This is a genomic window from Marinibacterium sp. SX1 (assembly GCF_050389775.1).
Lineage (GTDB): Bacteria > Pseudomonadota > Alphaproteobacteria > Rhodobacterales > Rhodobacteraceae > Marinibacterium.
The window spans coordinates 1231312-1253369 of record NZ_CP177144.1 but is presented as its reverse complement, the minus strand read 5'-3'; the positions used below and the strand labels follow the sequence as shown (position 1 = coordinate 1253369).

The window sequence follows — 22058 nt, the reverse complement described above, 5'->3', positions numbered from 1 at the left end:
CTCTCGGCTCTCGGCTCTCGGCTCTCGGCTCTCGGCTCTCGGCTCTCGGCTCTCGGCTCTCGGCTCTCGGCTCTCGGCTCTCGGCTCTCGGCTCTCGGCTCTCGGCTCTCGGCTCGGCTCTCGGCTCTCGGCTCTCGGCTCTCGGCTCTCGGCTCTCGGCTCTCGGCTCTCGGCTCTCGGCTCTCGGCTCTCGGCTCTCGGCTCTCGGCTCTCGGCTCTCGGCTCTCGGCTCTCGGCTCTCGGCTCTGAAAGGAACCATTCGGTCCACGCCGTGGGAAAGCCATTTCGCCCATTTTCGAGCGCGTTTTTTCTTTCACTCGCACTCTCGCAACGGTTCCATCCGCCGCGCTCCTGGCCGACCCCCACCAGAAAAAAGAGCGCTGGCGGGTCACGCCGGACGCCGCTCACATCGCATAGAGAGGCAGCGCATCCGCCCGCACGACCTCCCACAACGAATTGTCCTCCGTCTTGACCGGCTGCAGGATGCGACCGCTGTCGCTCTTGCTTTCGGACATGACAACCATCCGTTCCAACGCGCAGATCTCGTCCACCAGCAGGCCGATCTGTTCGTCATTGCGCCGGATGACAACAATGGCCGGCAGGGCAGCTTCGGCCGCCGCCGTGTGCCCCAAAGAGGCCGCCAGGGAAAAAGTCGGGATCAGCTCGCCCCGCCGCGAGGTGATGTTGCCCAGGTATTGCATGCCATTGCTCCACCGTTCCGCGACCCGCGGGCTGACCGAGACGATTTCCTCGACCACCGCCACCTCGATCGCGCAACGCACGCCGGCCACGACCAGTAAGGCCAGTTCCGTCCTCCGCTCGCTCAAATCGACGGTCGCGCTGCGATTATCTTCCGGTGGGTCTTCACCGACTTCATGCTGCAAATGCCCGAAGGACGACAGCACCGGATCGCAGCCCAGCGCCTGCCCATCGAGGATGTAGGTCTCTTCGCCTTCGGTCGGGGTATAGACGCCGCGAAACACGCCGGGGTTGTTGCTGAGCAAGGAGGGCATGCGTGCGATCTGACCGCCTGTCAGGCTCAGGATGTCGCGCACATGGTCCGCCCGCAGCGCCAGCGCCCGGTCCTCGCCCCGTTCCAGCAGAACCGCCGACGCCCGCGAGGCGCCCCCCCCCGAGGTCGACATGCCCAGGTATCGCGACAGGTTGAGCAGGGCCCGCTCGGTGCCATGGTGCACGATGCCGCCTTCGCTTGGCCCAGCGCGCAGGATGCTGGGATCGATCGATGCTTCGGGCAATGTCGCCTGAATATCCGACAGCGGCAGGCAGAAGCGGGTGCCATCCGTTTCGAACAACAGGAAATTCTCGGTCGGCTCACGAGTTGGGTCCTGGGCGCGGTCCGATCGTGACAGAGGCACGCCAAGTGCGGGCAAGGCATGGGGATCCAGCACACCGATGGCCTCGTCATCCACAAGGACAAGCCGGGCCAACAGCCTGTCGACAAGCGCGGTTTGGTCACGGGTGATGTATTGCGGCGCACAATCGCGGGCCTGAACGATCTGCAAGGCCGCGCGCGCCGTGATGCCATAAGCTTGGGATTGATTGCCGATGATGACAATCACCCCCGGCTCATCCCCGGGCTGCCGTCCAGGCAGGCCAAGCAGGGGGCCAAGATCGGCAACGGGCACCACCTGACCCCGCAAGGCGACACAGCCGACAATGCCCGGCGCCGAGGATTGGAAAGCCTGCAGCTTTTCCGGCGCGGGCATGACTTCGCGCAGGTCCGTCACATCGATGGCGATCTTGGCGGCGCCGAGATCGATCAGCGCCATGGGCGCATCGCTTTTGGCACCAGCCTGAGTGTCCTGCACGCGACTTGGCCGGTCGTCGGGTGTGGTGGTGTCCGTCAAGCCTGCGGCAGCTGCATCCTGATCTGGAGTTACGGAAGCAGGGTCTGCCGGGATGACCTCAGGGGCAGAAGCCGCGGCGGCCTGTGGCGCAACGGCTGCGCCTTCGCCTGCCAGGGCATCATCAATCCCGGGGACGCCATGATCTTCGGGGGCGACCATTCAGCCGCTCTGCGTGACTTGGGCCAGGGTGGAAATCAGGTTCACCACGTCGCGCGACACATCCTTCTGCTTGCCCACGGAATCGGAGATCTTGGTCACCGCACCGCCCGTGTCCTGAACGCTTTCCACGATCCGCTCGAAAGCCGCGCGCGCCGAGTTGGACCGATCCTTGCCCAGCGACACCTGCGAGCCGTTCTCGTTGACCAGACGGGTGATCTCGAGCGCGGCGTTGGAACTGCGCTCGGCCAGCTTGCGCACCTCGTCGGCCACCACCGAGAAACCGACACCATATTCACCGGCCCGGGCAGCCTCGATCGCGGCGTTGAAGGCCAGAAGGTTGGTCTGATTGGCGATATCGCTGATCACCCGGGCCATTTCCGTGACCTCCTTAGAACTCTTGTCGATCAGGTCGATCACCTCGATTGCACGGTTGAGCTCTTCGAACCCGCCGGAGGCCGCCGTCCGTGTGTCCTTGGACACCGCCATGGTCGAATCCGTGGCCTCGCCGATCTGCTCGATGGACCCTTCCAGCGCCTGGACCATCCCCTTCATGGTCTCGGCCTTTTCCCGGATGAGGTTCTCAAGCTGGACCTGCGCCGTCACGTCATAGGCATATTTGATCACGCCCACCGGCTTGCCATGCATGTCGAAGAGCGGCGCATAGGTCGCCTGGATCCAGAACTGGCGGTCGAACTTGGCAATCCGGCAGAACCGCCCGCCCTGCTCTTCGCCCTTGCGCAACGATGTCCAGAAATCGGAATAGCCCTGCGACTGGACGTACTCCGCCGTGCAGAACATCGAATGATGCTGGCTCTGCAGCTCGCGCATGGAATAGCCCGTGACCCGCAGGAAATTCTCGTTCGCGGCCAGGATATTGCCCTCCAGATCGAACTCGATCACCGCCTGCGACTTGTCGATCGCGTTGAACTTGCTTTCGAACTCGGCGTTCCGGCGTCGCTGGGCCGTCACGTCGGTGGCGAACTTGACCACCTTGATGGGCCGCCCATCCAGATCCATGATCGGGTTATAACTGGCCTGGATAAAGACCTCCTGGCCCGATCGTGTCACCCGTTCGAACTCGCCCGAGACAAATTCGCCCCGGCCCAGCTTCTCCCAGAAGGCCCGGTAATCCGGCGCCTCGAAGATCTCGGGCTTGCAGAACATCCGGTGGTGCTGACCGATGACATCGGCCGAATCATAGCCCATCAGATCGAGGAAATTGGCATTTGCCGACAGGACCTTGCCGTCGAGGTCGAACTCGATCACCGCCTGGGCGCGGCGGATCGCGTTGACCATGCCCTCGAACTCGGCATTGCGCATGCGCGTGTCCGTGATGTCCTGGCCCAGCTCGACGATGCAATCGATCCGCCCGTCCAGGTCCCGGATCGGCGTAAAGGTGGACCGCAGGTAGAAATCCTGACCCTGCTTGTTGAAACGCCGGTGGATGCCCGTCACCGTCTCGCCCGCCGCCAGCTGTTTCCAGGCCTGGCGGTATTCCTTGGTCTCGACCCCGTCCCGGGTCCAGAACAGGATCGCCGGCTGGTCGATCAGGTCGCCGGATTCGAAACCGGCCACCCGCAGGTAGGCGCTGTTCATCTCGACCAGTCGGCCATCGGGTGCATATTCGGCAACCAGCTGGGAATTGTTCACCGCCTCCATCCGGCCGCGGATCTGGTTGGACGCATTATGTTCCGCCGTGACATCGAAAGCGGCCTTGAACACCTTGGCCACATTGCCGTCAGGGCCGATGACCGGGTAATAGGTCGCCCGGATCCAGATCGGATTGCCCGCCTTGTCGATCCGTTCGAATTCCCCGTCCTGCGGCTCGCCCCGGCAGAGCGCGTTCCACATCATCTTGTAATCGGGTGAATTCGCAAATTCCTTGCGGCAGAACATGCTGTGGTGGCCGCCGACGATCTCGTCGGCCTTGTAGCCCATCAGGGCAAGGAAATTCGAATTGGCCTTCAGCACGGTGCCGTCGGGCAGGAACTCGATCGAGGCCTGCGACCGGTCGAGCGCCTGCAGCTTCGACGCGGTTTCCTTGTCAAAGGGCACCAGCCGCCCCTGCACCAGCACCGCCTTGCCGCTGTCATCCGGGCGGAAGGCACTGCCAAAGAAGGTCGCGGCATCGTCGCCGCCCTTCAGCCGGGTGTTGAACTGCACCAGCTGGTCGGATTCCAATGCCGTCTGCAGGCAGGTCGTCACGTAATCGGGATTGCCGAAATAGGACGGAAAGGCCGTGCCGGTGACGCCCCCATCCTTGCCGGCCAGAAGATCGCGCGCATTGGCATTGGCGGTCTGAATGGTCTGGTCAGGCATGTCGATCCGAAGAAACATGCTTGCTTCGGTCACCATTTGCCGCAGGCGATCAACGTCCTGGTCAGACATTTCGGCGGTCATGCGGAGCCTCCTCTCCGGAACGGGAATGACCTTTCGTCTACCCCCTCCGGTTTAAGGCTTGCCTAATTTCATCCCTACAATCCGCGCGATCCCCGAAAAACCCGGCAGTCGCGCGGAATAGGCTCAGCCGTCCAGGCCAAGCCCCTGTCGCAGAAGGCCGATCAGCGTGCCGTCGCTGATCGCCGCGATCGCGCAATGGTGGGTCGACACCCCGGCCATCGGGTGCAGATCGACGTTCCCCAGCCCGGCCACCGCCGCGCTGCGCGCGACATCGGGCCCGTAGGCATCGCCAAAGACCAGCGACAGCCGGGTGTCGGGCCGCGCCTCAAGCCCCGGGCGCAGATCCAGCGCGCCCAGGTCGGGGCCAAAGAGTTCATCGAGCGCATTGCGGTTGTGCTGGGCCTCGCCCTGGCCGGCCTGGTCGGGTGTCACCAGCCCCGCGAGCGAGATCACCCGGTCGGCACCGATGGCCAGCCCCGCGCGCAGCGCCGCATGCCCGGCGGCCGAACTGCCCAGGGTAATGATGCGCTCGCCGTCCAGCCCGGCGACCAGCCGGCCCAGGGCCTCGAAACTGGCCGGCGCGTCGGGACCAAGACCGGGAATGCCGTTCAGGTAGGCCCGGCCATGAGGGTCGCGCAGATAGACGACATTGAGCGGCAGATCGGCCAGCGCGGCATCGAGCCGGCGGTCGGGGATATAGCTGAGGCCACCAAGGAAATTGCCGAAACATACCAGCGTGCCCCGGGCCCCCTCCTTGCGGATCACCCGGACATCCGCGTGGTCCAGCACGCCGGGCCGCGGTTCGGCCACGGGCAGGGCCTCTAGCGCGGCCAGCAGGTCGCGGGCCGTCGGGCCGACAACCTCGTCGCCGGCCAGGTCGGTCAGCAGCGCGACGGCCGTGGCATCCCGGCCCGCGCGCAGGGCAAAGAATGCAAATTGCAGCTGCCAGTTGCGATCCGTCGGATTGGCTTTGCGATAGGCCTCAAGCCGGTCGAACAGGGCGGCATCCTGCGCAGCGGGCAGGAACACCCGGGTCAGCCGGTAGATCGGCCGCCAGGCCTCGGGATGGGCCAGCAGCGCGCGATCCAGCGTGACGGCGGCCTCGTCGAACCGGCCGGCGGCGGCCTGGTAGCGGCAGAGCCGGCAGAGCAGTTCGACATCGCCGTCGGGTTCGTCCCGGGCGGCAATGTCGGCGGCCAGCCGGTCGGCCGCCTGGGCCCAGCTGCCCATCCGGGGATAAAGCTGGCTCTGGACCCGCCGGGCATAGGCCGGCAGCGGGCCGGAGGCCTCGGCCCGGGTCAGCATGTCGATGGCCATCTCGACCTGGCCCAGGGCATAGGCCCGGGTGGCCAGGCGCAGCTGGATATCGCGGTTCTCGGGCAGCACCTGGACGGCCTCGCGCAGCAGGGACAGCTGGGCGGCAGTGCCCCCGGCGGCCGGCATCGCGGCATTCAGGGCCGACAACAGGGTCGTTTCATCCAGCGTGAGCCAGGTCGCGCCTTCGATGAAGGTCTCGCAGAGCGCCTCGGCCTGCCCCGCCCGGGCCAGCGCCTGCACGGCCAGCACCCAGACCCAGGCATTGCCCTGCACATCGTCATAGAGCGCGGCGGCCAGCCGGGCGGCTTCGGCCACCTCGTCCCGGGCCAACAGCAGGCGGATGCGCGCCATCCGCGCCGGCAGAAAGCCCGGCGTGGCCTCCAGCCGGGCCTCGATCACCGGGCCGGCGGCCTCGAACTCGCCGGCCGCGATCTGCCGGTTGATCTTTGCGTTGTCCCAATCGGTTGCGGCCGCGGTTGTCTCTGCCATGTCCGTCGTCTCCTTATCGGCCCGCCGGCGCCAGCGCCGCGTTGGCCTCGTCCACCACCCGTTGCAGGGCCCGTGCGATATTGGGCCGCCGGAAGACCGCCGGGCGGTCCGGCCCCGTGCGCCCGTCGCGGACCAGGCCCGCGATCCGCGCCCAATGGCCCGACAGCTGCGTGCCGACCTCTGCCGGCAGCGGCCGGCGGTTCTCGGCCAGCACTGTGGGCAGGGCCTCCAGCGCCGCGGCCCAGTCGGCGGCCAGGTCGTCGCTGCGGCCCATCGTCCGGGCCTGGCCGGCGAACTTGTGCAGCGCCGGCACCGCCACCACCCGCGCCGGGGTGCCATAGGCCGCCGCGGTGATATGGCCGTGCAGCGAGGCCCCGACATAGGCCGTGGCCCCGGCAATGACCGCCGCGATGTCGCGCAGCCGGTCGGTCTGGGCAAAGGCCACCGTGCGCGCCGGGGCAAGCGCGTGCAGCTCCTGCACCAGCGTATGATCGTCGTGACAGCGCCCCAGCGCCAGCAGAACAGCCCGCGCGCCCGTTGCGGCCAGCGCCCCGTCGAGAGCCGCGGCAAATTCGGCCAGCGGCTGGTCACGCAGGCTGCGCCGCTTGACATGCAGCGCGATGACCGGCCCGCCATCGTCCAGCCCCAGCTCGCCCCACAGCACCCCTGCCCGGGCCATCAGCGTATCGCGCGGCCACAGCCGGGCCAGGTCGAGCGCCGGATCGGGCAGGACCTCCGGCCGCCGGCCGCTCCAGCGCCCCATGGCATCCGCGCTCGGCACGTCGCGCACGGCAAAGTGATCGGCCGCCGCCGTCGCCCGGGCCAGCCAGGGTGGCGGCGGCCCCGGGTCGCGCGGCGCCAGCACACCCGGCGCGTTCCAGCAGACCGGCAGGCCATGGGCCACGGCATGGGCCGTCGCCCCGAGCCAGAGCGCGGCATAGGCCGTGGACGGATAGGCCGGCAGGCCGAAATCGCGCAGGTGCACGATATTGCCACCGCCGATCAGCACCCCGTCGAAGCGCATGGGATCGCGGGCAAATTCAGCGAAGGACAGCGGACGGTGGCTGTCGGCATATCCGACCGCCGAATCGGTCGGCGAAACGGGCACGACCTCGACCCCCGCATCCGCGAGGCAGGCCTGGGCAACCAGAGGGAACAGCAGGTCGCCGTAATTCTCGACATCAAAGGTGCCAAAGACGGCAAGGCGGCGGGACATGACGCTAACCTGCGTCATGCTTCGGAAATTACTGAAATAGTAGGGATCATTTTTTCACTTCTCGGCGTCCCGCGCCACGGCTCGCGACAATTTCAAGATTCATGTATCTTGCCATCGAGTTACGAGTTTGTACAACGTGTTCCTGAGGCTTGATGGCTTTCCATCCACGGAATTTTATTCCGCTTTGCGAAAGTCAACTTCCAGTTGTTCAGGCAGGGAACCGGGAAACCGGCTGGGCTGCAGCGGAGCGAACGGACCCCGCGATCTTCGCCTTCGGGCGAAGGGATCGGGCATCCGGGCGTCAGGTCTCGGAAGGGAAAAGGTACTATAGTAGTGAATGCAAGCAACAACAGTGCAGATGCCCTGGATAGCATCCTGCGCCAAGCCGACGACCAGTTCCTTGCCGGCGACAAGGCCAGCGCCGAGCGGACCTACCAGAACGCCCTTGAGGCCTTCGGGCCGAACCCGACCACGCTGATCCGGCTGGCCGACATTGCCGTCCAGGCTGGCCGCCTCGACCAGGCCCAAACCCATGTCCGGGGGCTGCGGACACATTTCCCCGATTTCGAATGGACCCCGATGGTCGAGGCCGAACTGGCCACGGCCCAGCTGGATTTCGACCGCGCGGTCGAACTCTACCGCGAGGCGCTCGAACGGATGCCCAATTTCGGCCCGGTCAAGAACCGGCTGGAACGGCTGGTCAGCCAGCTGGCGATGGAACGGGAATGGCACGCTCCGGTCGACATGCAGGAATGGCAGGCCCAGCCGCGCGACGGGCGGCCTGATTTCCGCAGCGCCGCGCCCGAGGATCGCGTTCTGGTGGTGTCCTGGGACATCGGCCACAACGTGGTCGGGCGGGGCATCACCATGGCCGAGACGATCTGCGACGCCCGGCCCACCGCCCTGGCCGGGCCCTATTTCCCGATGTACGGCGACGGGCTATGGCCGCCGCTGGCCGACTCCCTGCGCCAGGTGCCGATCTTCGGCTGGCATGCGCCCTATTTCCGCCAGCTGCTCGAAGGCGCCCTGCGCATGGTGCGGGACTGGCCGGTGGGCACGGTCTGGGTGTCCAAGCCCCGTTTCCCCGGCCTGCTGATCGGCCTGCTCTACCGCGAGATCCACGGCGCGACCCTGCTGTGCGACATCGACGACGACGAGCTGGCCTTCGTCAAGGGCAAGGCCCCGCGCTCGCTCGAAGCCTTCGTCAAGGCGCTGGCCCCGCAGGAATGGACCCGCTCGCAGGGCCATGACTGGACCGAACTGGGCATGGACATCCTGTCGTCGGTCGACGGTCTGACGGCCTGCAACCCGGCGCTGTGCGAGACGTTCGATGCCACCCTGGTGCGCCACGGGCGCAATGGCACCGACGCCCGGACGGCCATCGCCGCCCGGCCCGACACGCGGGCCGAATTCGGCTTTGCCGACGATGACCGCGTGGTGCTGTTTCTGGGCACGCCCCGGCGGCACAAGGGCCTTCTGGACCTGGCCCGGGCGGTCATTGCCCTGGACCGGCCCGAGGTTGTCCTCTGCATCGCCGGCTCGGTCGTCGATCCGGCGATGGAAAAGGAACTGGCCGAGATGCCCGGCCTGCGCCTGAAACGACTGCCGGCCCAGCCCTTCGCCCGGGTGCTCGACCTGAATGCCATGGCCGATGTCGTCGTGCTGTTGCAGGACCCCGACAGCGCGATTTCCCAAAGCCAGACCCCGGCCAAGCTGACCGATGCCGTGGCCGTGGGATCGACGGTGCTGATCACCGACGTGCCGCCCGTGGCCGATGTCATCACCGCCGGCGCCGCCCTGCCCATCCGCCGGGACGACACCCTGGCCGACCGCCTGGCCGAGGCGCTGGACGGGCGGGCCGAGGGTGAGACCCCCGCCGCCCATCCCTTCTTCGAGGCGGAAATGGCCTATGCGCCCAATTGCCGCCGGGCGTTGCAGGCCATCGATGCCGCCCGCGCGAACCGCGACGCCCGCAACCACCACCCGCAGGCGGCTCCGGCCACCTTCGACACCCCGCGCCTGCTGCGCTTCATCGACCGCGAGATGCCCGGCACCCTGCCCGACGACCTGGCAGGGCTCTGTGCGCCCTACCTCACCACCGGCCCCCGCGTGGCCCGGGCCATCGACCCGGACCGGCCGGTCAACATCGTGTTCTTCTGGAAACAGAACGACTCCGGGATCTACGGCCGGCGCCAGGACATGCTGCTGAACCAGCTGCTCCTGCGCCCCGAGGTCGGACGCGTGCTGCATGTCGATGCGCCGATCGAAGTCACCCAGCTGCGGTTCCAGCCCAACCCGATGCGCGAGATCGCCGAGGCCGAGCGCAAGCTGATCTCGTCGAACACGCTGATGCGCCTGACCGGCTTTGCCGACGAGCCCAACGTCTACCGGCGCAGCTTTGTCATGGGCCAGGAACACCACACCCTGCTCGGCCGCAAGGTCCCGGGGCCGGAAAGCTTTCCCAATGCCGTCGACACCTGGCTCGACGAGCTGGACATGCGCGACAATTGCATGGCCTGGGTCTGCCCGGTCGTCGATGCCTTTCCCGATGTCCAGCGGCGCATCAATTTCCCCTTCGTGGTCAGCGATTACATCGACGACCAGCGGTTCTGGGACAACGATGCCGCGCGCCGGCGGGCGCTCGACCGCAACTACAAGTTCATGGAAGACTGCACCGACCTGTCCATCGCCAATTGCCAGCCCGTCGCCGACCGGCTGGCCGAGAGCGGCCAGACCCCGCTGCTGGTGCCCAACGGCATCGACATCCGCGACACCCCGCCGATCCCCGCGGCCGAGATCGCCCGGCTGGGCGACAAGATCGTGGGCTATGTCGGCAACATGAACGACCGGTTCGATTTCGACCTGGTCGAATCCCTGTCGCGGTCCCGGCCGGATTACCAGATCGTGCTGATCGGCAAGCTGTCCCATACCAAGCAGCTGGCCCGCATGCAGGCCCTGCCCAATGTCCACGTGCTGGGCGTGCGGCGCTACGAAATGGCCCGGGCCTGCATCGCGGCCTTCGACGTGGCCATCGTGCCCCATGAACGCTCGGACCTGTCCGACCGGATGAACCCGCTCAAGATGTATGTCTTCCGCTCGCTCGGCGTGCGCGTCGTGACCACCGACATCGCCAATCTCGACGATCTGCGCGACGAGGTGGCCGTGGCCTCGACGACCGACAATTTCATCTGGGCCGTGGATGCGGCGATGCAGGATCGGATGGCCCGGGGCCCCCGGCCCCTGCCCGAGGCGCTCAGCCGCTCGCTGTCCTGGACGGCGCGGATGGACCGGATCTGGCCGGCCATCGACCAGGGATTGCGCGATCGGTTCACCGGCAAGGATACCCACCCCGGGTCCGACAAGGCTCTCGGCGATATCGGCGCGGACTTCGGTCTGGATTTCGGCAAGGAATAGGCCCGCCCATGCCCGGACACCCGACAACGGCCGCCAGCCGGCGGCCCGATATCTCGATTGCCCTGGTCTGCTGGCAGATGCAGCGCGAGGTGCCGCGCACGCTGCTGTCGCTGTCGCGGGCCTTTCAGCGCGGGGTGGAAGACCTGGATTACGAGATCGTCCTGGTCGACAACGGCTCGCAGCCCCTGCCCGACCTGCCCGCCATCGACCCGGCCGTGCGCTTTCAGCGGGCCAGCGTGGCGTCGCCCTCGCCGGTCGGAGCCATGAACGAAGCCCTGTCGCTGGCGCGGGGCCGGCTGATCGGGGCCTGGATCGACGGCGCGCGCCTGGCCTCGGCCAACCTGCTGGCCGCCGTCCATGCCGCCGCGCGCCACCATCCCGCCCCGGTCATCGCCGTGCCCAACCGCCAGTTCGGCCCCGGCCGCCAGAGCGTCACGGCCGCACAGGGCTATGACCGCGCGACCGAAGACAGGCTGCTGGCCCGGGCCGGCTGGCCCGATCCGGCGGCCGACCTGATGGCCGCGTCCTGGCCCGAGGAACAATCCGTCACCGGGCCGATGCTGGAATCCAACGCGCTGTTCCTGCCCCGGGCGGCCTGGGATGCGCTTGGCGGGTTCGATCCGGCCTTTGACGAGCCCGGCGGCGGCATGTGCAATCCAGACATGCTGGCCCGCGCCGCGGCCTGGCCCGACGGCCAGCTGATCCGCATGGACGGGGTGGCCACCTTTCACCAGATCCACGACGGCAGCACGACGACCAATACCGCCCGCAGCGTGGCCACGGTCAAGACCGCGACCCGGGTCTATACGGCCCTGCGCGGCCACCCCCCGCGCAAGCTGCGCCGGCGGGGATGGGTCTTTGACGCCGCGACCGGCCGGATGGATCGCGGCGAGGCGCCGGACGCCCCCACGACAGGCTGACCGGCCGGCCCCGCTTGGGGCCTACCGCCCGGCGGGGTTGAGGATGCCGGCCTCTTCGGTCACGATCTCGGCCGACCGGCGCAGGATCTCGCGATGGCGGCGCAGGGCCTCGGGGGCCAGCACCTTTTCCGGCTTCTGTTCCAGCTCGTAGGTCCCGTGATCGCGCCCGCGCACCATGGTGGCAAAGCCCCGGTGGCCGTTGCGCTGGCCCACGTCGCCAGCGATGTAGCGGATGGCAAAGCCGATCCGCCGGCCTTCGGTCGCCCGATTCGGGGCCGAACCATGCACCAGCATGACATGGTGCATCGACATCTCGCCGGCCTGCAACGGGCACAGCAGCGCCTCGTCCTCGTCGACCTCGGCGGCCACTTCCTCGCCCAGCGGCAGCATCGACGACGACGCGTTGCGCACCGCGTGGCGCACCCATTCGCGGTGGCTGCCCGGCACCACCCGCAAACAGCCGTTCTCCGGCGTGCTGGGCGTCAGCGCCACCCAGGCCGTCAGCGCCCGGGGCGCGTCCAGGCCCCAGCAGGTGCCATCCTGGTGCCAGGGCACGACCGAAGCAGACCCCGGTTCCTTGGCAAAGAAGCTGGAGCCCCAGCACAGGATGTCGGGGCCGAGGATACGTTCGACATGATCGACGATGCGCGGGTCCTGCACGATGTCCCACAGAAAGGGGAACAGCAGATGCGCCTTGGCATTGGTCGCCGTCGACAGCTGGCCGCCGAACTTCGCTTCCTGCACGCGCAGGGCCTCGACATGGCCCGCGGCCTCGTCGGGCGTCATCACCGCGATGGGCGACACGTATCCGTCATTTTCATAGCTGTCGGTCACCGGCATCACATCCCCTCCGCCTTGTCCTGGTCCCCGTCGGGGGCACCGTGTTCACCCGTATCCTGCCCGGTTGCCTCCAGGTGGGCCGCCTTCTGCCGCCGGATCACCCCCGCCCCCTGGCGGATGATCTCGCCGTGGCGACGCAGCGCGTCGGGCTGCATCTCGCCCTCCGGCGCCTGTTCCAGCGCCATGCCCGACAGGTTGCGCCCGCGCACCAGCGTGGCCGATCCGCCGTCCTGGCGGACGCTGGCCGCGACATAGCGGATGACAAAGCCCAGCCGGCGGTGATCGGCCCGGTTCGGGCCCGACCCGTGCAGCACCAGCGGATGATGCAGCGACATCTGCCCGGGCCGCAAGGCCAGCGGCAGGGCCCGGGAAAGGTCGACCTCGGCCCGCACGCTTTCCCGCGCGCCCAGCATGTTCAGCTCATCACGGGTGTCGAAATGTTCCAGCTGCTGGCCCTGGGTGCCGGGCACCACGTCCATGCAGCCCGATTCCGGCGTCGCCGGGGTCAGCGCCAGCCAGGCCGTCGCGCCCTCGGTCGAGCTGAGCCCCCAGAAGGTCGCGTCCTGGTGCCAGGCCACATAGGCATCGGACCCGGCCGGCTTGTCGATCATCGACGCGCCGATGCACAGGATGTCCGGGCCCAGCAGGCTTTCCACCCGGTCGACGATCCGCGGATCGTGCAGCACGTCCCACAGGAAGGGCAGCAGCAGGTGGGGCTTGGCCCGCACGAGGCCCGACAGGCGCCCGCCCGACCGGCTCTCGATACGCTCGACCTCGGCCAGGATCGCCCCGGCCTCGGCCTCGGACATGACGTCGATCGGCGCGACAACGCCATCGGCCAGGAAACGGTCCCGGTCGGCCTGGCCCAGCGCATGCGGCGGGGCGGTCGCGGTGTCGGGGGTGGAAGGGGTCTGTGTCATGGGATCAAAAGGGCTCTTTCTCGCGGACATCGTCTCCGGTCGCGGCGGCTGCCCGGTCCTGCGCTGTGGTGAAGGGGGTCATGGCCCAGTCGGGGCCGGCCTGGGCCAGGCCCTCGGCCATGGCCCGCGTTGCGAAATCCAGCCGCCGTGCCCGGCCGGGAGCGGGGCCGGCCGACAGGCTGTCGGCCATTTGGTCCCAATGGCGATCCAGCGCCGCGCCGATGCCCACCGGCAGGGCCGTCCGGCCGTCGGCCAGGGCCGCGGGCAGCCCGGCCAACGCGCCGGCCCAGTCGGCCACCTTGTCGCCGGGCCGGTCCAGGTGGCCGACCAGCCCGTCGAACTTGCGATAGGCCGGCCGGGCGACCAGCCGGCCGGGCACGCCATAGGCCGCGGCGGTGATGTAGCCGTGCAGCGACGAGCCGGCATAGGCCCGGGCATGGGCCAGCAGGGCGGCAATGTCGCGCAGGCCCTCGGGCCGGTCCAGCGCCGCGCCGGGGCATCCCCGGGCATCGAGCGCGGCGGCCAGTTCGCGGGCGATGCGATCGTCGCTATGGGCCGAGCCCAGGCCGATCATCACCGGCACCAGGTCGAGGGCCCGGCAGGTCTCGGCCAGCTCACCGGCAAACTCGGGGATCGGCTGGCCGGCCAGCGACCGGCCGCGCACGTGGATGGCCAGCACCCTGTCCGCCGGCACGCCCAGCCGGGCACAGAGCCGTTCGTAATCGGGCCGCAGCGTCGCGCCCGGCCAGAGGCGGTCGATGCCCAGCACCGGGTCGGGCACGACATGCAGGTCCACCGCCCCTTCGCCTCCGTCAGGAGACAGCCCGACCATCCGGGCCGAACCCGTATCGCGCAGCGACATGTAATCGGCCGCGGCAAAGGCCCGGGCCGCCAGCGCCCGTGCGCCCGGCCGGATCGGATGCGGCGCGCCCGGAGCATTCCAGGCCACCGGCACATCACGCAGCGCCGCGCCCAGCGTCGCCCCCAGCCAGACCGACGGGGCGGCGGCCGCGCCGACCTCGCCGCCGCGATATTCGCGCAGCATGTCCATGCGATGGGTATGCACGATGTAGCCCCCGCCGATCACCACGCCGTCAACCGGCGTGTCGGGATCGAAGAGCGCCGCAATCGGCCGGGTGGGCATCGCCTCGGCCAGCCCGGTCCCGGCCCCGGTGGGCGACAGCGCGGCGACCTCCAGCCCCCGCGCGCCCAGCTCGTGCCCGGCAATCAGCGGGAACATCAGGTCGCCGAAATTGCGCATGTCGTACATGCCGCAGATCAGGATCCGGCGCGGGTCGTCAGGACCCGGCATGGTCACGCCGCGTCGCTGGACAGCCGGTCGAACAGATGCGCCGACAGCGCCTTGACGTTGGGGTTGTCGATGACCTCGGTCGGATTCACTTCGACGCCATAGGCTTCTTCGAGCATGCCGCACATGATCGTCATCTCGACCGAATCCAGCCCGTACCGGTCAAAGCGTTCCTCGACCGGAAACGGATCCTGCGGCACGTCGATGACCGAAGAAATGTAAGTGACCAGCCAGGCTTGGATATCTTCGGCCGTTGCGGGTTTCTCTGCTGCGGTCTTCGTCGTCATGCGCGTACTTTCGGTAATGCCGGTTATCGTTAATTCTGGTAAACGTAAGTATTCATCACCGGACAAGATCATGCAATGCGGAGAAGGGTTTATGGACGATACGGCGCAGCTGAAACTCTCGGAAAACGAGTATGACTTCGGCATTTTCCACCCTGCGATGCGCCGGCTCTTCGACGGCTGCGATTTCTACAACTTCGGGTTTTGGACCGATGCCGCAGGTCGCCCCGTTGCAACCCTGCGCGAGGCCGCCGCGCGGATGGTCGAACGCCATGTCGAAGCCGATTCCCACCCCGACGGCGTGGCCCGCGTGCTTGACGTCGGCTGCGGGCTGGGCGCCTGCAGCCGGGCCTTTGCCGAGTTCTATCCCGCCGCACGGGTGACCGGGCTGAACTATTCGGCCCGCCAGGTCGCATTCGCGCGCGAGGCCCATGGCGGCGGGCGGGTCGATTTCGTGCAGGGCGATGCCTGTGCGCTGGATTTCCCCGATGACCATTTCGACCGGGTCCACAGCATCGAGGCGGCGATGCATTTCCGCCCTCGACGGACCTTCCTGCGCGAGGCCCTGCGCGTGCTGGCTCCCGGCGGCCAGATGGTGCTGACCGACATCCTGGCCGATGCGCCGATGACCATCATGCCCGCCGACAACGTGCTGCCGACGATCGCGGCCTATACAGAGCTGCTGGCCGAGACCGGGTTCACGCGGATCGAACTGACCAGCATCCGCGACCAGACCGTCACGCCCTTTGCCCGGGTCCTTGCGGCCAATGCGATGCAGGCCTCGGCCCGGTCGATCGAGGCCACGTTCAAGGATTACCTCTTGGTGTCCGCGCACAAGCCGGGCTGAGCGCCGGTTTCCGCTCCCGCTCCGCCATCACCACCGGCGGCCAGCCGGCCGTCGGCATGCCAGTCGCGCAGCACGTTGCGCTGCAGCTTGCCCATGGCGTTGCGCGGCAGGTCGGCCAGCACATGGATGCGCCGGGGCACGTGGCTGGGCGGCAGGCTGCCGATCAACTGCCCGCGCAGGGCCGCCGGGCTGGTCGCCCCGGCCCCGGGCCGCAGCACCACGGCGGCCATGACGGCCTCGCCCGCGCTGGGATGGGGCACGCCGAACACGCAGGCATCGCCGATCTCGTCCAGCTCCCGCAGCGCGGCTTCGACCTCGGCCGGATGCACCTTGAGCCCGGCATAGACGATCAGGTCCTTGGCCCGGCCGGTGATCGACAGGAACCCGTCGGCATCCAGTCGGCCCAGGTCCCCGGTGCGGAAAAAGCCATCCGGGGCAAAGGCCCCGGCCGTCTGGTCGGGCGCGGCGAGATAGCCCGACAGCACCGACGGCCCGCGCAGCTCGACCTCGCCTTCCTCGCCCGGCGCGGCATCGGGGCCATCGGGCGCGCCGAGCGGGCGGATGCGCAGGTCGACCCCGGGCAGCGGCCGGCCGACGCTGCCCCCGCGATGGCTGGCCGGGCCGTTGGCCGTCGAGATCAGGGTTTCCGTCATGCCATACCGTTCCAGCAGCGGATGGCCGGTGCGGGCTTCGAACCCCTGGCGCAGGTCGTCCGGCAGGGGGGCCGAGCCGCTGACGAACAGGCGGATCGTGGCACAGGCCGGGGCATCGAAACCGGGATGGTCCATCAGCTGGGCATAGGTGAAGGGCACGCCCATGAAGCAGCTGGCCCGAGGCAGGCGGGCAACCACGTCGCCCGGTTCGAACCGTCCGCGCAGGCAGATCGCCCCGCCGGCCAGCAGCAGGGGCAACAGCGAGATGATCAGCCCGTGGGCATGGGTCATCGGCAGCACGTGCAGCAGCCGGTCGGCCGCGGTGATCTGCCAGGCGTCGCACAGGGCCCGGGCCTGACCGGCCAGGGCGCCATGGGTGATCGGCACGCCCTTGGGCGCGCCGGTGCTGCCCGAGGTAAAGAGGATGATCGCCGGGTGATCGCCGGTCAGCACGGCGGGGGTAACGTCGGCTCCGTTGTGCGAGGACAGCGCGTCACGTCCGGCATCGGCTGCATTCTCCGAGGGCAGCGGGTCAACCCCGGCCCCACCATCCAAGGACATTGGATCAGGCGCGGCATCGGACGCACTGCCCGAGGAAAGCGGATCAAGCCCCGCCCCGGCCGCAACGGTATCGACCCGGGCGCCGGCGGTGCGCGCGGCAAGCGCGATCGGCCCGGCGGGAGCCTCGGCATCGACCAGCACCAGCGCCGGATCGGTACGCTCCAGCATGGCCGCCACGCCCTGGGCCGGGCTGGCCGGGTTGCAGGGCACCAGCGTCAGGCCCGACCGCAACGCGGCGAGGAACAGCACGAAGGTGGCGGTGGATTTCGGCAGGGCCATGGCCAGCCGGTCGCCCGGGACCAGCCCCCGTTCGGCCAGCGCGGCGGCGGCCCGGGCAACCGCCGCGTCCAGCGCGCCATAGGTGACCTCGGCGCCGGCCACGTCGGGGCAATCGTACAGCGCAACGGCCGCGGGATCGGTCCAGGCACGGTGCAGCAGGGTATAGATATTGGCATTGGTCATGGGCTGGATGTCCTTGTGCCCGGAACGGCTCCGGTGCCGGGCAGGTCGTCGAACCAGGCCCGCTGGCGCTGGAACGGATAGGGAGGCAGAGCGACGGCCTTGGCCAACGCCGGCGGATAGAGCGCGTCGGTGGCAACCGACGCCCCGGCCAGGGACAGGGCCAGCGCGGCATTCAGCAACAGGGCGCGGGGCCGGTCGGGGGCCTCGGGCACATCCGCGATCCGCAGCTCGGCCCCGGCGTCGAGGGCCAGTCCCGGACAGAGCGCGGCCAGCCGGGGGGCAAGGCCGGCGGCCAGGTCGGCCGGCAGATCGGGCGGCAGGGCCAGCGCCAGGCGGCGCGGCGCACGCGGCGCCCGGGCCGGCGGGGCATCGGTCAGCACGGCCAGCCGGGCAAGGGCCTCGGCCGGGTCGGCGGCCAGGAACCCGGCGCGATGCGACAGGCCGGTCCAGCGCCGGCAGGTCGCGGCGGCCAGCGCGGCAAACTGCTCCGGCGGGGCGGCGCGCAATGTCTCGGCCAGTTGCGCGGCCCGGGCCTGTATCGCCGGGCCATTGGCGGCCGACAGCAGGAACAGCTGCGGTCCGCCGCCCCCCTGCCCCGGTGCTGCCGTGACAGGCGCCGCATCCTCGGCATCACCCAAAGACGCTGTACCAGAGCCATCACCCGCACGGGCCACAAACCCGCCACCTCGCGCATCGGCCACGGGCACCGCGCCAGACGCAGCCACAACAGGCGCCACACCGGGCTCACCGGGCGTAGCGCCCTCATCACCCACAGGCGCCGTACCAAACGCACCGGCCGCTGCACCCGCACCGGACGCACCGCCCGCAGCCGCCGCATCCCCCGCATCAGCAGCCTCCACCGAGGCCACCAGCACATGCGCATTCATCCCGCTCATGCCGAAGGCACTGACCCCGGCGACCCGCCGGGCCCCAGGCCAATCGGCCGTGGCCTGCGGCACGCGGAAGGGCAAGGCCGCCCAGTCGATCCGCGGGTTGGGCCTGTCGAACAACGGCTGGGACGGCACGAAACCGTCGCGCACCATGACAATCGCCTTGATCAGCCCGGCAATGCCCGCCGCCGCCTCCAGGTGGCCCATCACCGCCTTGATCGAGCCCAGCCCGCCGGGCGCCCCGGTCCGGCCGGCATGGGCATCGCCCAGGGCCTGGGTCTCGATCACGTCGCCCAGGGCCGTGGCCGACCCGTGCGCCTCGATATATCCCACCGCGTCGGGCGCCAGCCCGGACCGGCGCAGGGCCTCGGTGATCACCCGGGCCTGGCCGGCCCGCGACGGAGCGCTCAGCCCGTTCGACCGGCCGTCCTGGCCGGTGGCCCAGCCCGGCAGCACGGCATGGATGCGGTCGCCATCGGCCCGGGCATCGCCCAGCCGCTTGAGCACCAGCATGCCACAGCCCTCGCCCCGCACGAACCCCGCCGCCCCGGCATCGAAACTGCGCGTCTCGCCCGTCGGGCTCAGCACCGGGCCGGCGCAGAGAATGGCCGTGGTCGACCCGGCCAGCAGCGCATTCACCCCGCCCGCCAGCACGATGTCGCAGCGCCCGGCCTGCAACGCCTCGCCGGCCAGGGCCACGGCCGACAGCGCTGCCGAACAGGCCGTGTCCACCGTGTAGGACGGCCCGACCAGCCCCAGGCAATAGCTCAGCCGCCCGGAAATCGCGCCGTTCTGCCCGGCATTGGGCAGATGCGGATGGCCCTGCCCCGGCAGGCCCGCGCCGGTCAGCAGCAGGGTGTAATCAGAGGCCGCCGCGCCCATGAACACCCCGACGGGCCTGTCTTCCAGCTCTGCCGGTGCCAGCCCGGCATCTTCCAGCGCATGCCAGCCGGTTTCCAGGGCCAGCCGCTGCATCGGGTCGACCAGCGGCACCTCGGTGGCCGAGATGCGGAACGGCAGGCGGTCGAAGGTCTCGATCCCGTCGATCAGCCCGGCGTGGCGGGCGTGGATGCCCGACCAGAGCGTTTCGGTGTCGGCCTGGCCCGTGGCCCAGAGCGCACGCCGGGCGTCGGGCACCGGCGCGACGCTGGTCGCCCCGGCGCGCAGCAGGCGGGCCAGGGCATCGGGGCTGTCAGCCCCGGGAAAGCGGCAGGCCATGCCGACCACGGCAATCGGCTCGGGGCGGGGCGGCACGCTCATGCGCCCGGGGCGGCCAGCTCGGCGGCCAGCTCGGCGGGGCTGTGCAATTCGAACAGCAGCTCGATCTCGACCGCCCGGTCGATGGCCAGTTCCAGGTCGGCGATCATCTCGCTGGTCATCAGCGACGACAGGCCCAGGTCGGCCCAGGGCATCTCGGGGTCGATCTCGGCCGGTTCCACCCCGACCGACCCGGCAATCCATTCGACAAAGAAATCGGCCAGCGCGGCTTCGGCCGGCGGGCCATCGGCCGCGGCGGCGCGCAGCCGGCGCACGGCCGCCGCCCGCGGCCCGGCCCGGTCGTCATCGCCATAGGGCAGCCAGTCGAGCAGCAGGCAACCGCCCTCGGGCGCATCGGCCGCCGCGCGTTCCAGCGAGGCCGACCGCCGGATCTTGCCGCTGGTCGTCCAGAGCAAGGACCCCGGCCGCACCAGCAGCACCCGGCCCGGCTCGACCCCGGCGCCGGACACCAGCGCGTGCCACAGCCCCCGGGCCAGCGCGCTGCCATCGTCCTGGTCGATCCGGGCCGGGGCGATTTCGGCCACAACGTTGACCTGCCCGTCCGCATCCTGGTGCACGGCCACCCGCCCGGGGCGGATGCCCACGTCGGCGGCGGCCAGCATCTGTTCCAGGTCGGCCGCATGCAGGGTGCGGCCCAGCCACATGACCACGTCCTTGATCCGCCCGGTGACATAGAGCGACCCGCCATGCAGGAAGCCGATGTCACCGCTGCGCAGGTAGCGCCCCGATCCGTCGTCCAGCCGGGCGGCAAAGGTCGCCGCGCTCTGCTCGGGCTGGCGGAAATAGCCCCGGCCCAGGCTGTCGCCGGCGATCCAGATCTCGCCGGCCCGGCCTTCGGGAAGGGCCGCGTGGCTGTCGGGATCGACGATGCACAGCGGCGCGCTGGTGCGGGCCGGGCCCGATGACACCAGCCGCCGCCCCGCCCCCGGTGCGACCGGCCGGGCAATGCCCCGGTCCAGCGCCTCGCCATCGAACCAGCCCTCTTCGGCCCCTTCGCCGCGCCCGACCCCGGTGACCAGCAGGGTCGCCTCGGCCATGCCGTAACAGGGCATGAAACAGGCCGGGTCAAAGCCCCGGGGCGCAAAGGCCTCGGTGAAGGCTTCCATCGTCTCGGCCCGTATCGGCTCGGCCCCGTTCAGCGCGATGCGCAGGCTGGACAGGTCGAGCGCAGCCCGCCGGGTCGGCGGGATCGCCCGGACACAGAGATCATAGGCCGAGTTGGGCGCCACGGTGATCGTCGCCCCGACCCGGCCGATCAGGTCCAGCCAGACCTGCGGGCGGCGCATGAAACTGGCCGGCGACAGCACCCAGGCCGGCCCGCCCCGCCAGGCGTTGAACAACAGCCCGCCGACCAGGCCCATGTCATGTTCGGGCGGCAGCCAGGTCACCAGCCGCTCTTCGCCCTCGGGCCGCACGCCGGCGCAGATCACGCGGTGCTGGGCAGCCAGCGCGCCATGGGGAATGATCACGCCCTTGGGGTCGCCCGTCGACCCGGAGGTGAATTGCAGGACGGCCATGTCATCGGCCCGGGTGTCCGGCAGCGGGGGCAGGCCGTCGGCCGCGGGGGCATCGTCCAGCAGGACGGGCGGCAGGTCACCCAGGATCGTGACCCAGTCGGCGCCCATGGCCGTGACGGTGGCCCGGTCGGTCAGCACGGCGGTGCAATCGGCCCGGGCCAGGATCGCGCCGGCCCGCCCGCGCGCCGCCGGACTGGCCGGCGGGGCCAGCGGCACGGCCGCGCCACGCAGCAGGAAGGCGGCCAGCAGGGCGACAACAAAGGACGGCCCGGGCTGGACCATCAGGGCATACCGCGGCCCGTCGCGCCCATCGTCCGGCCCATCGCCCTGCCCGTCAGCCGCGCCTTCGGTCACGCTTTCGGTCACGGCGGGCACAAGCCCCCGGTCGCGCAGCATCCGGGCAACCGCCCCGGCCTGGGCGGCCAGCGCGCCATAGGTCAGGACCTGGCCGGTGGGATCGTCGCGCAGCGGCGCGGTGCGCGCGATCCGGGCATCGGCAAAGATATAGGCCGGGGCCTCGGGCCGGGTGGCCGCGTGATGCAACAGCGTCGCGGGCAGCAGGGCCTCGCCGCCTGCAGGGCCGTCGCCTGCCCCCGCCGGGGCCGTGGCATGCAGCATGGTCATCACATCTGTCCTTCGAAGTCTTGCAACCGGGCAACGCCTTGCAACCGCGCGCCCGGCCTTGTCATTCCGCCCGGCGGATGGTCTGCATCC

14 protein-coding genes are annotated in these 22058 nt (G+C 69.6%); 3 read left to right on the top strand and 11 right to left on the bottom strand.

All coding sequences use genetic code 11. From position 1 onward, the window contains the following. Positions 1-404: 404 nt before the first annotated feature. The 4 genes from ACK3BB_RS05620 to ACK3BB_RS05605 form a co-directional block, all read right to left on the bottom strand. Positions 405-2027 (bottom strand): chemotaxis protein CheW, encoded by a 1623-nt coding sequence (locus ACK3BB_RS05620; RefSeq protein ID WP_428927744.1) that lies wholly within the window; start codon positions 2025-2027, stop codon positions 405-407. Next, entirely contained in the window at positions 2028-4427 is a 2400-nt protein-coding gene (locus ACK3BB_RS05615) for a PAS domain S-box protein (protein ID WP_428927743.1), read from the bottom strand. It lies immediately after the preceding gene. A gap of 123 nt (positions 4428-4550) precedes the next feature. After that, entirely contained in the window at positions 4551-6233 is a 1683-nt protein-coding gene (locus ACK3BB_RS05610) for a tetratricopeptide repeat protein (protein WP_428927742.1), read from the bottom strand. Positions 6234-6246: 13 nt separating this feature from the next. After that, positions 6247-7449: a polysaccharide pyruvyl transferase family protein gene (locus ACK3BB_RS05605; protein WP_428927741.1), complete on the bottom strand. Its 1203-nt coding sequence runs from the start codon at positions 7447-7449 to the stop codon at positions 6247-6249. A 333-nt stretch (positions 7450-7782) separates the two neighbouring features. Between ACK3BB_RS05605 and ACK3BB_RS05600 the strand changes: the two genes are divergently transcribed. Beyond that, entirely contained in the window at positions 7783-10863 is a 3081-nt protein-coding gene (locus tag ACK3BB_RS05600; RefSeq protein ID WP_428927740.1) for a glycosyltransferase, read from the top strand. Positions 10864-10871: 8 nt separating this feature from the next. Then, entirely contained in the window at positions 10872-11783 is a 912-nt protein-coding gene (locus tag ACK3BB_RS05595; RefSeq protein ID WP_428927739.1) for a hypothetical protein, read from the top strand. A 21-nt stretch (positions 11784-11804) separates the two neighbouring features. Here the strand turns inward: ACK3BB_RS05595 and ACK3BB_RS05590 are convergent, their stop codons facing one another. From ACK3BB_RS05590 to ACK3BB_RS05575, 4 genes are read right to left on the bottom strand one after another with little or no spacing between them, the layout of a single operon-like run. Continuing rightward, positions 11805-12623, bottom strand: coding sequence for a phytanoyl-CoA dioxygenase family protein (locus tag ACK3BB_RS05590; protein ID WP_428927738.1), 819 nt, complete (start codon positions 12621-12623; stop codon positions 11805-11807). Continuing rightward, positions 12623-13543, bottom strand: a complete 921-nt coding sequence (locus tag ACK3BB_RS05585; RefSeq protein ID WP_428927737.1) for a phytanoyl-CoA dioxygenase family protein — start codon at positions 13541-13543, stop codon at positions 12623-12625. Before ACK3BB_RS05585 ends, ACK3BB_RS05590 begins: the two co-directional genes overlap by 1 nt. Positions 13544-13547: 4 nt before the next feature. Next, complete coding sequence (locus ACK3BB_RS05580; RefSeq protein ID WP_428927736.1) at positions 13548-14855, bottom strand: polysaccharide pyruvyl transferase family protein; 1308 nt, start codon at positions 14853-14855, stop codon at positions 13548-13550. A gap of 2 nt (positions 14856-14857) precedes the next feature. Beyond that, a complete protein-coding gene (locus ACK3BB_RS05575; RefSeq protein WP_428927735.1) occupies positions 14858-15139 on the bottom strand; it encodes an acyl carrier protein in 282 nt (93 codons plus the stop codon). A 91-nt stretch (positions 15140-15230) separates the two neighbouring features. Between ACK3BB_RS05575 and ACK3BB_RS05570 the strand changes: the two genes are divergently transcribed. Further along, positions 15231-15983, top strand: coding sequence for a class I SAM-dependent methyltransferase (locus ACK3BB_RS05570; protein WP_428927734.1), 753 nt, complete (start codon positions 15231-15233; stop codon positions 15981-15983). Here ACK3BB_RS05570 and ACK3BB_RS05565 read toward each other — a convergent pair. From ACK3BB_RS05565 to ACK3BB_RS05555, 3 genes are read right to left on the bottom strand one after another with little or no spacing between them, the layout of a single operon-like run. Next, positions 15950-17659 (bottom strand): AMP-binding protein, encoded by a 1710-nt coding sequence (locus ACK3BB_RS05565; protein ID WP_428927733.1) that lies wholly within the window; start codon positions 17657-17659, stop codon positions 15950-15952. The genes ACK3BB_RS05570 and ACK3BB_RS05565 overlap by 34 nt on opposite strands. After that, the gene (locus ACK3BB_RS05560) at positions 17656-19809 is read right to left on the bottom strand and encodes a polyketide synthase (RefSeq protein ID WP_428927732.1); all 2154 of its coding nucleotides are present in this window, start codon (positions 19807-19809) and stop codon (positions 17656-17658) included. Before ACK3BB_RS05560 ends, ACK3BB_RS05565 begins: the two co-directional genes overlap by 4 nt. Beyond that, positions 19806-21968 carry a non-ribosomal peptide synthetase gene (locus ACK3BB_RS05555; RefSeq protein WP_428927731.1) on the bottom strand — a complete coding sequence of 721 codons (2163 nt, stop codon included), beginning with the start codon at positions 21966-21968 and terminating at the stop codon, positions 19806-19808. Before ACK3BB_RS05555 ends, ACK3BB_RS05560 begins: the two co-directional genes overlap by 4 nt. Positions 21969-22058 lie beyond the last annotated feature (90 nt).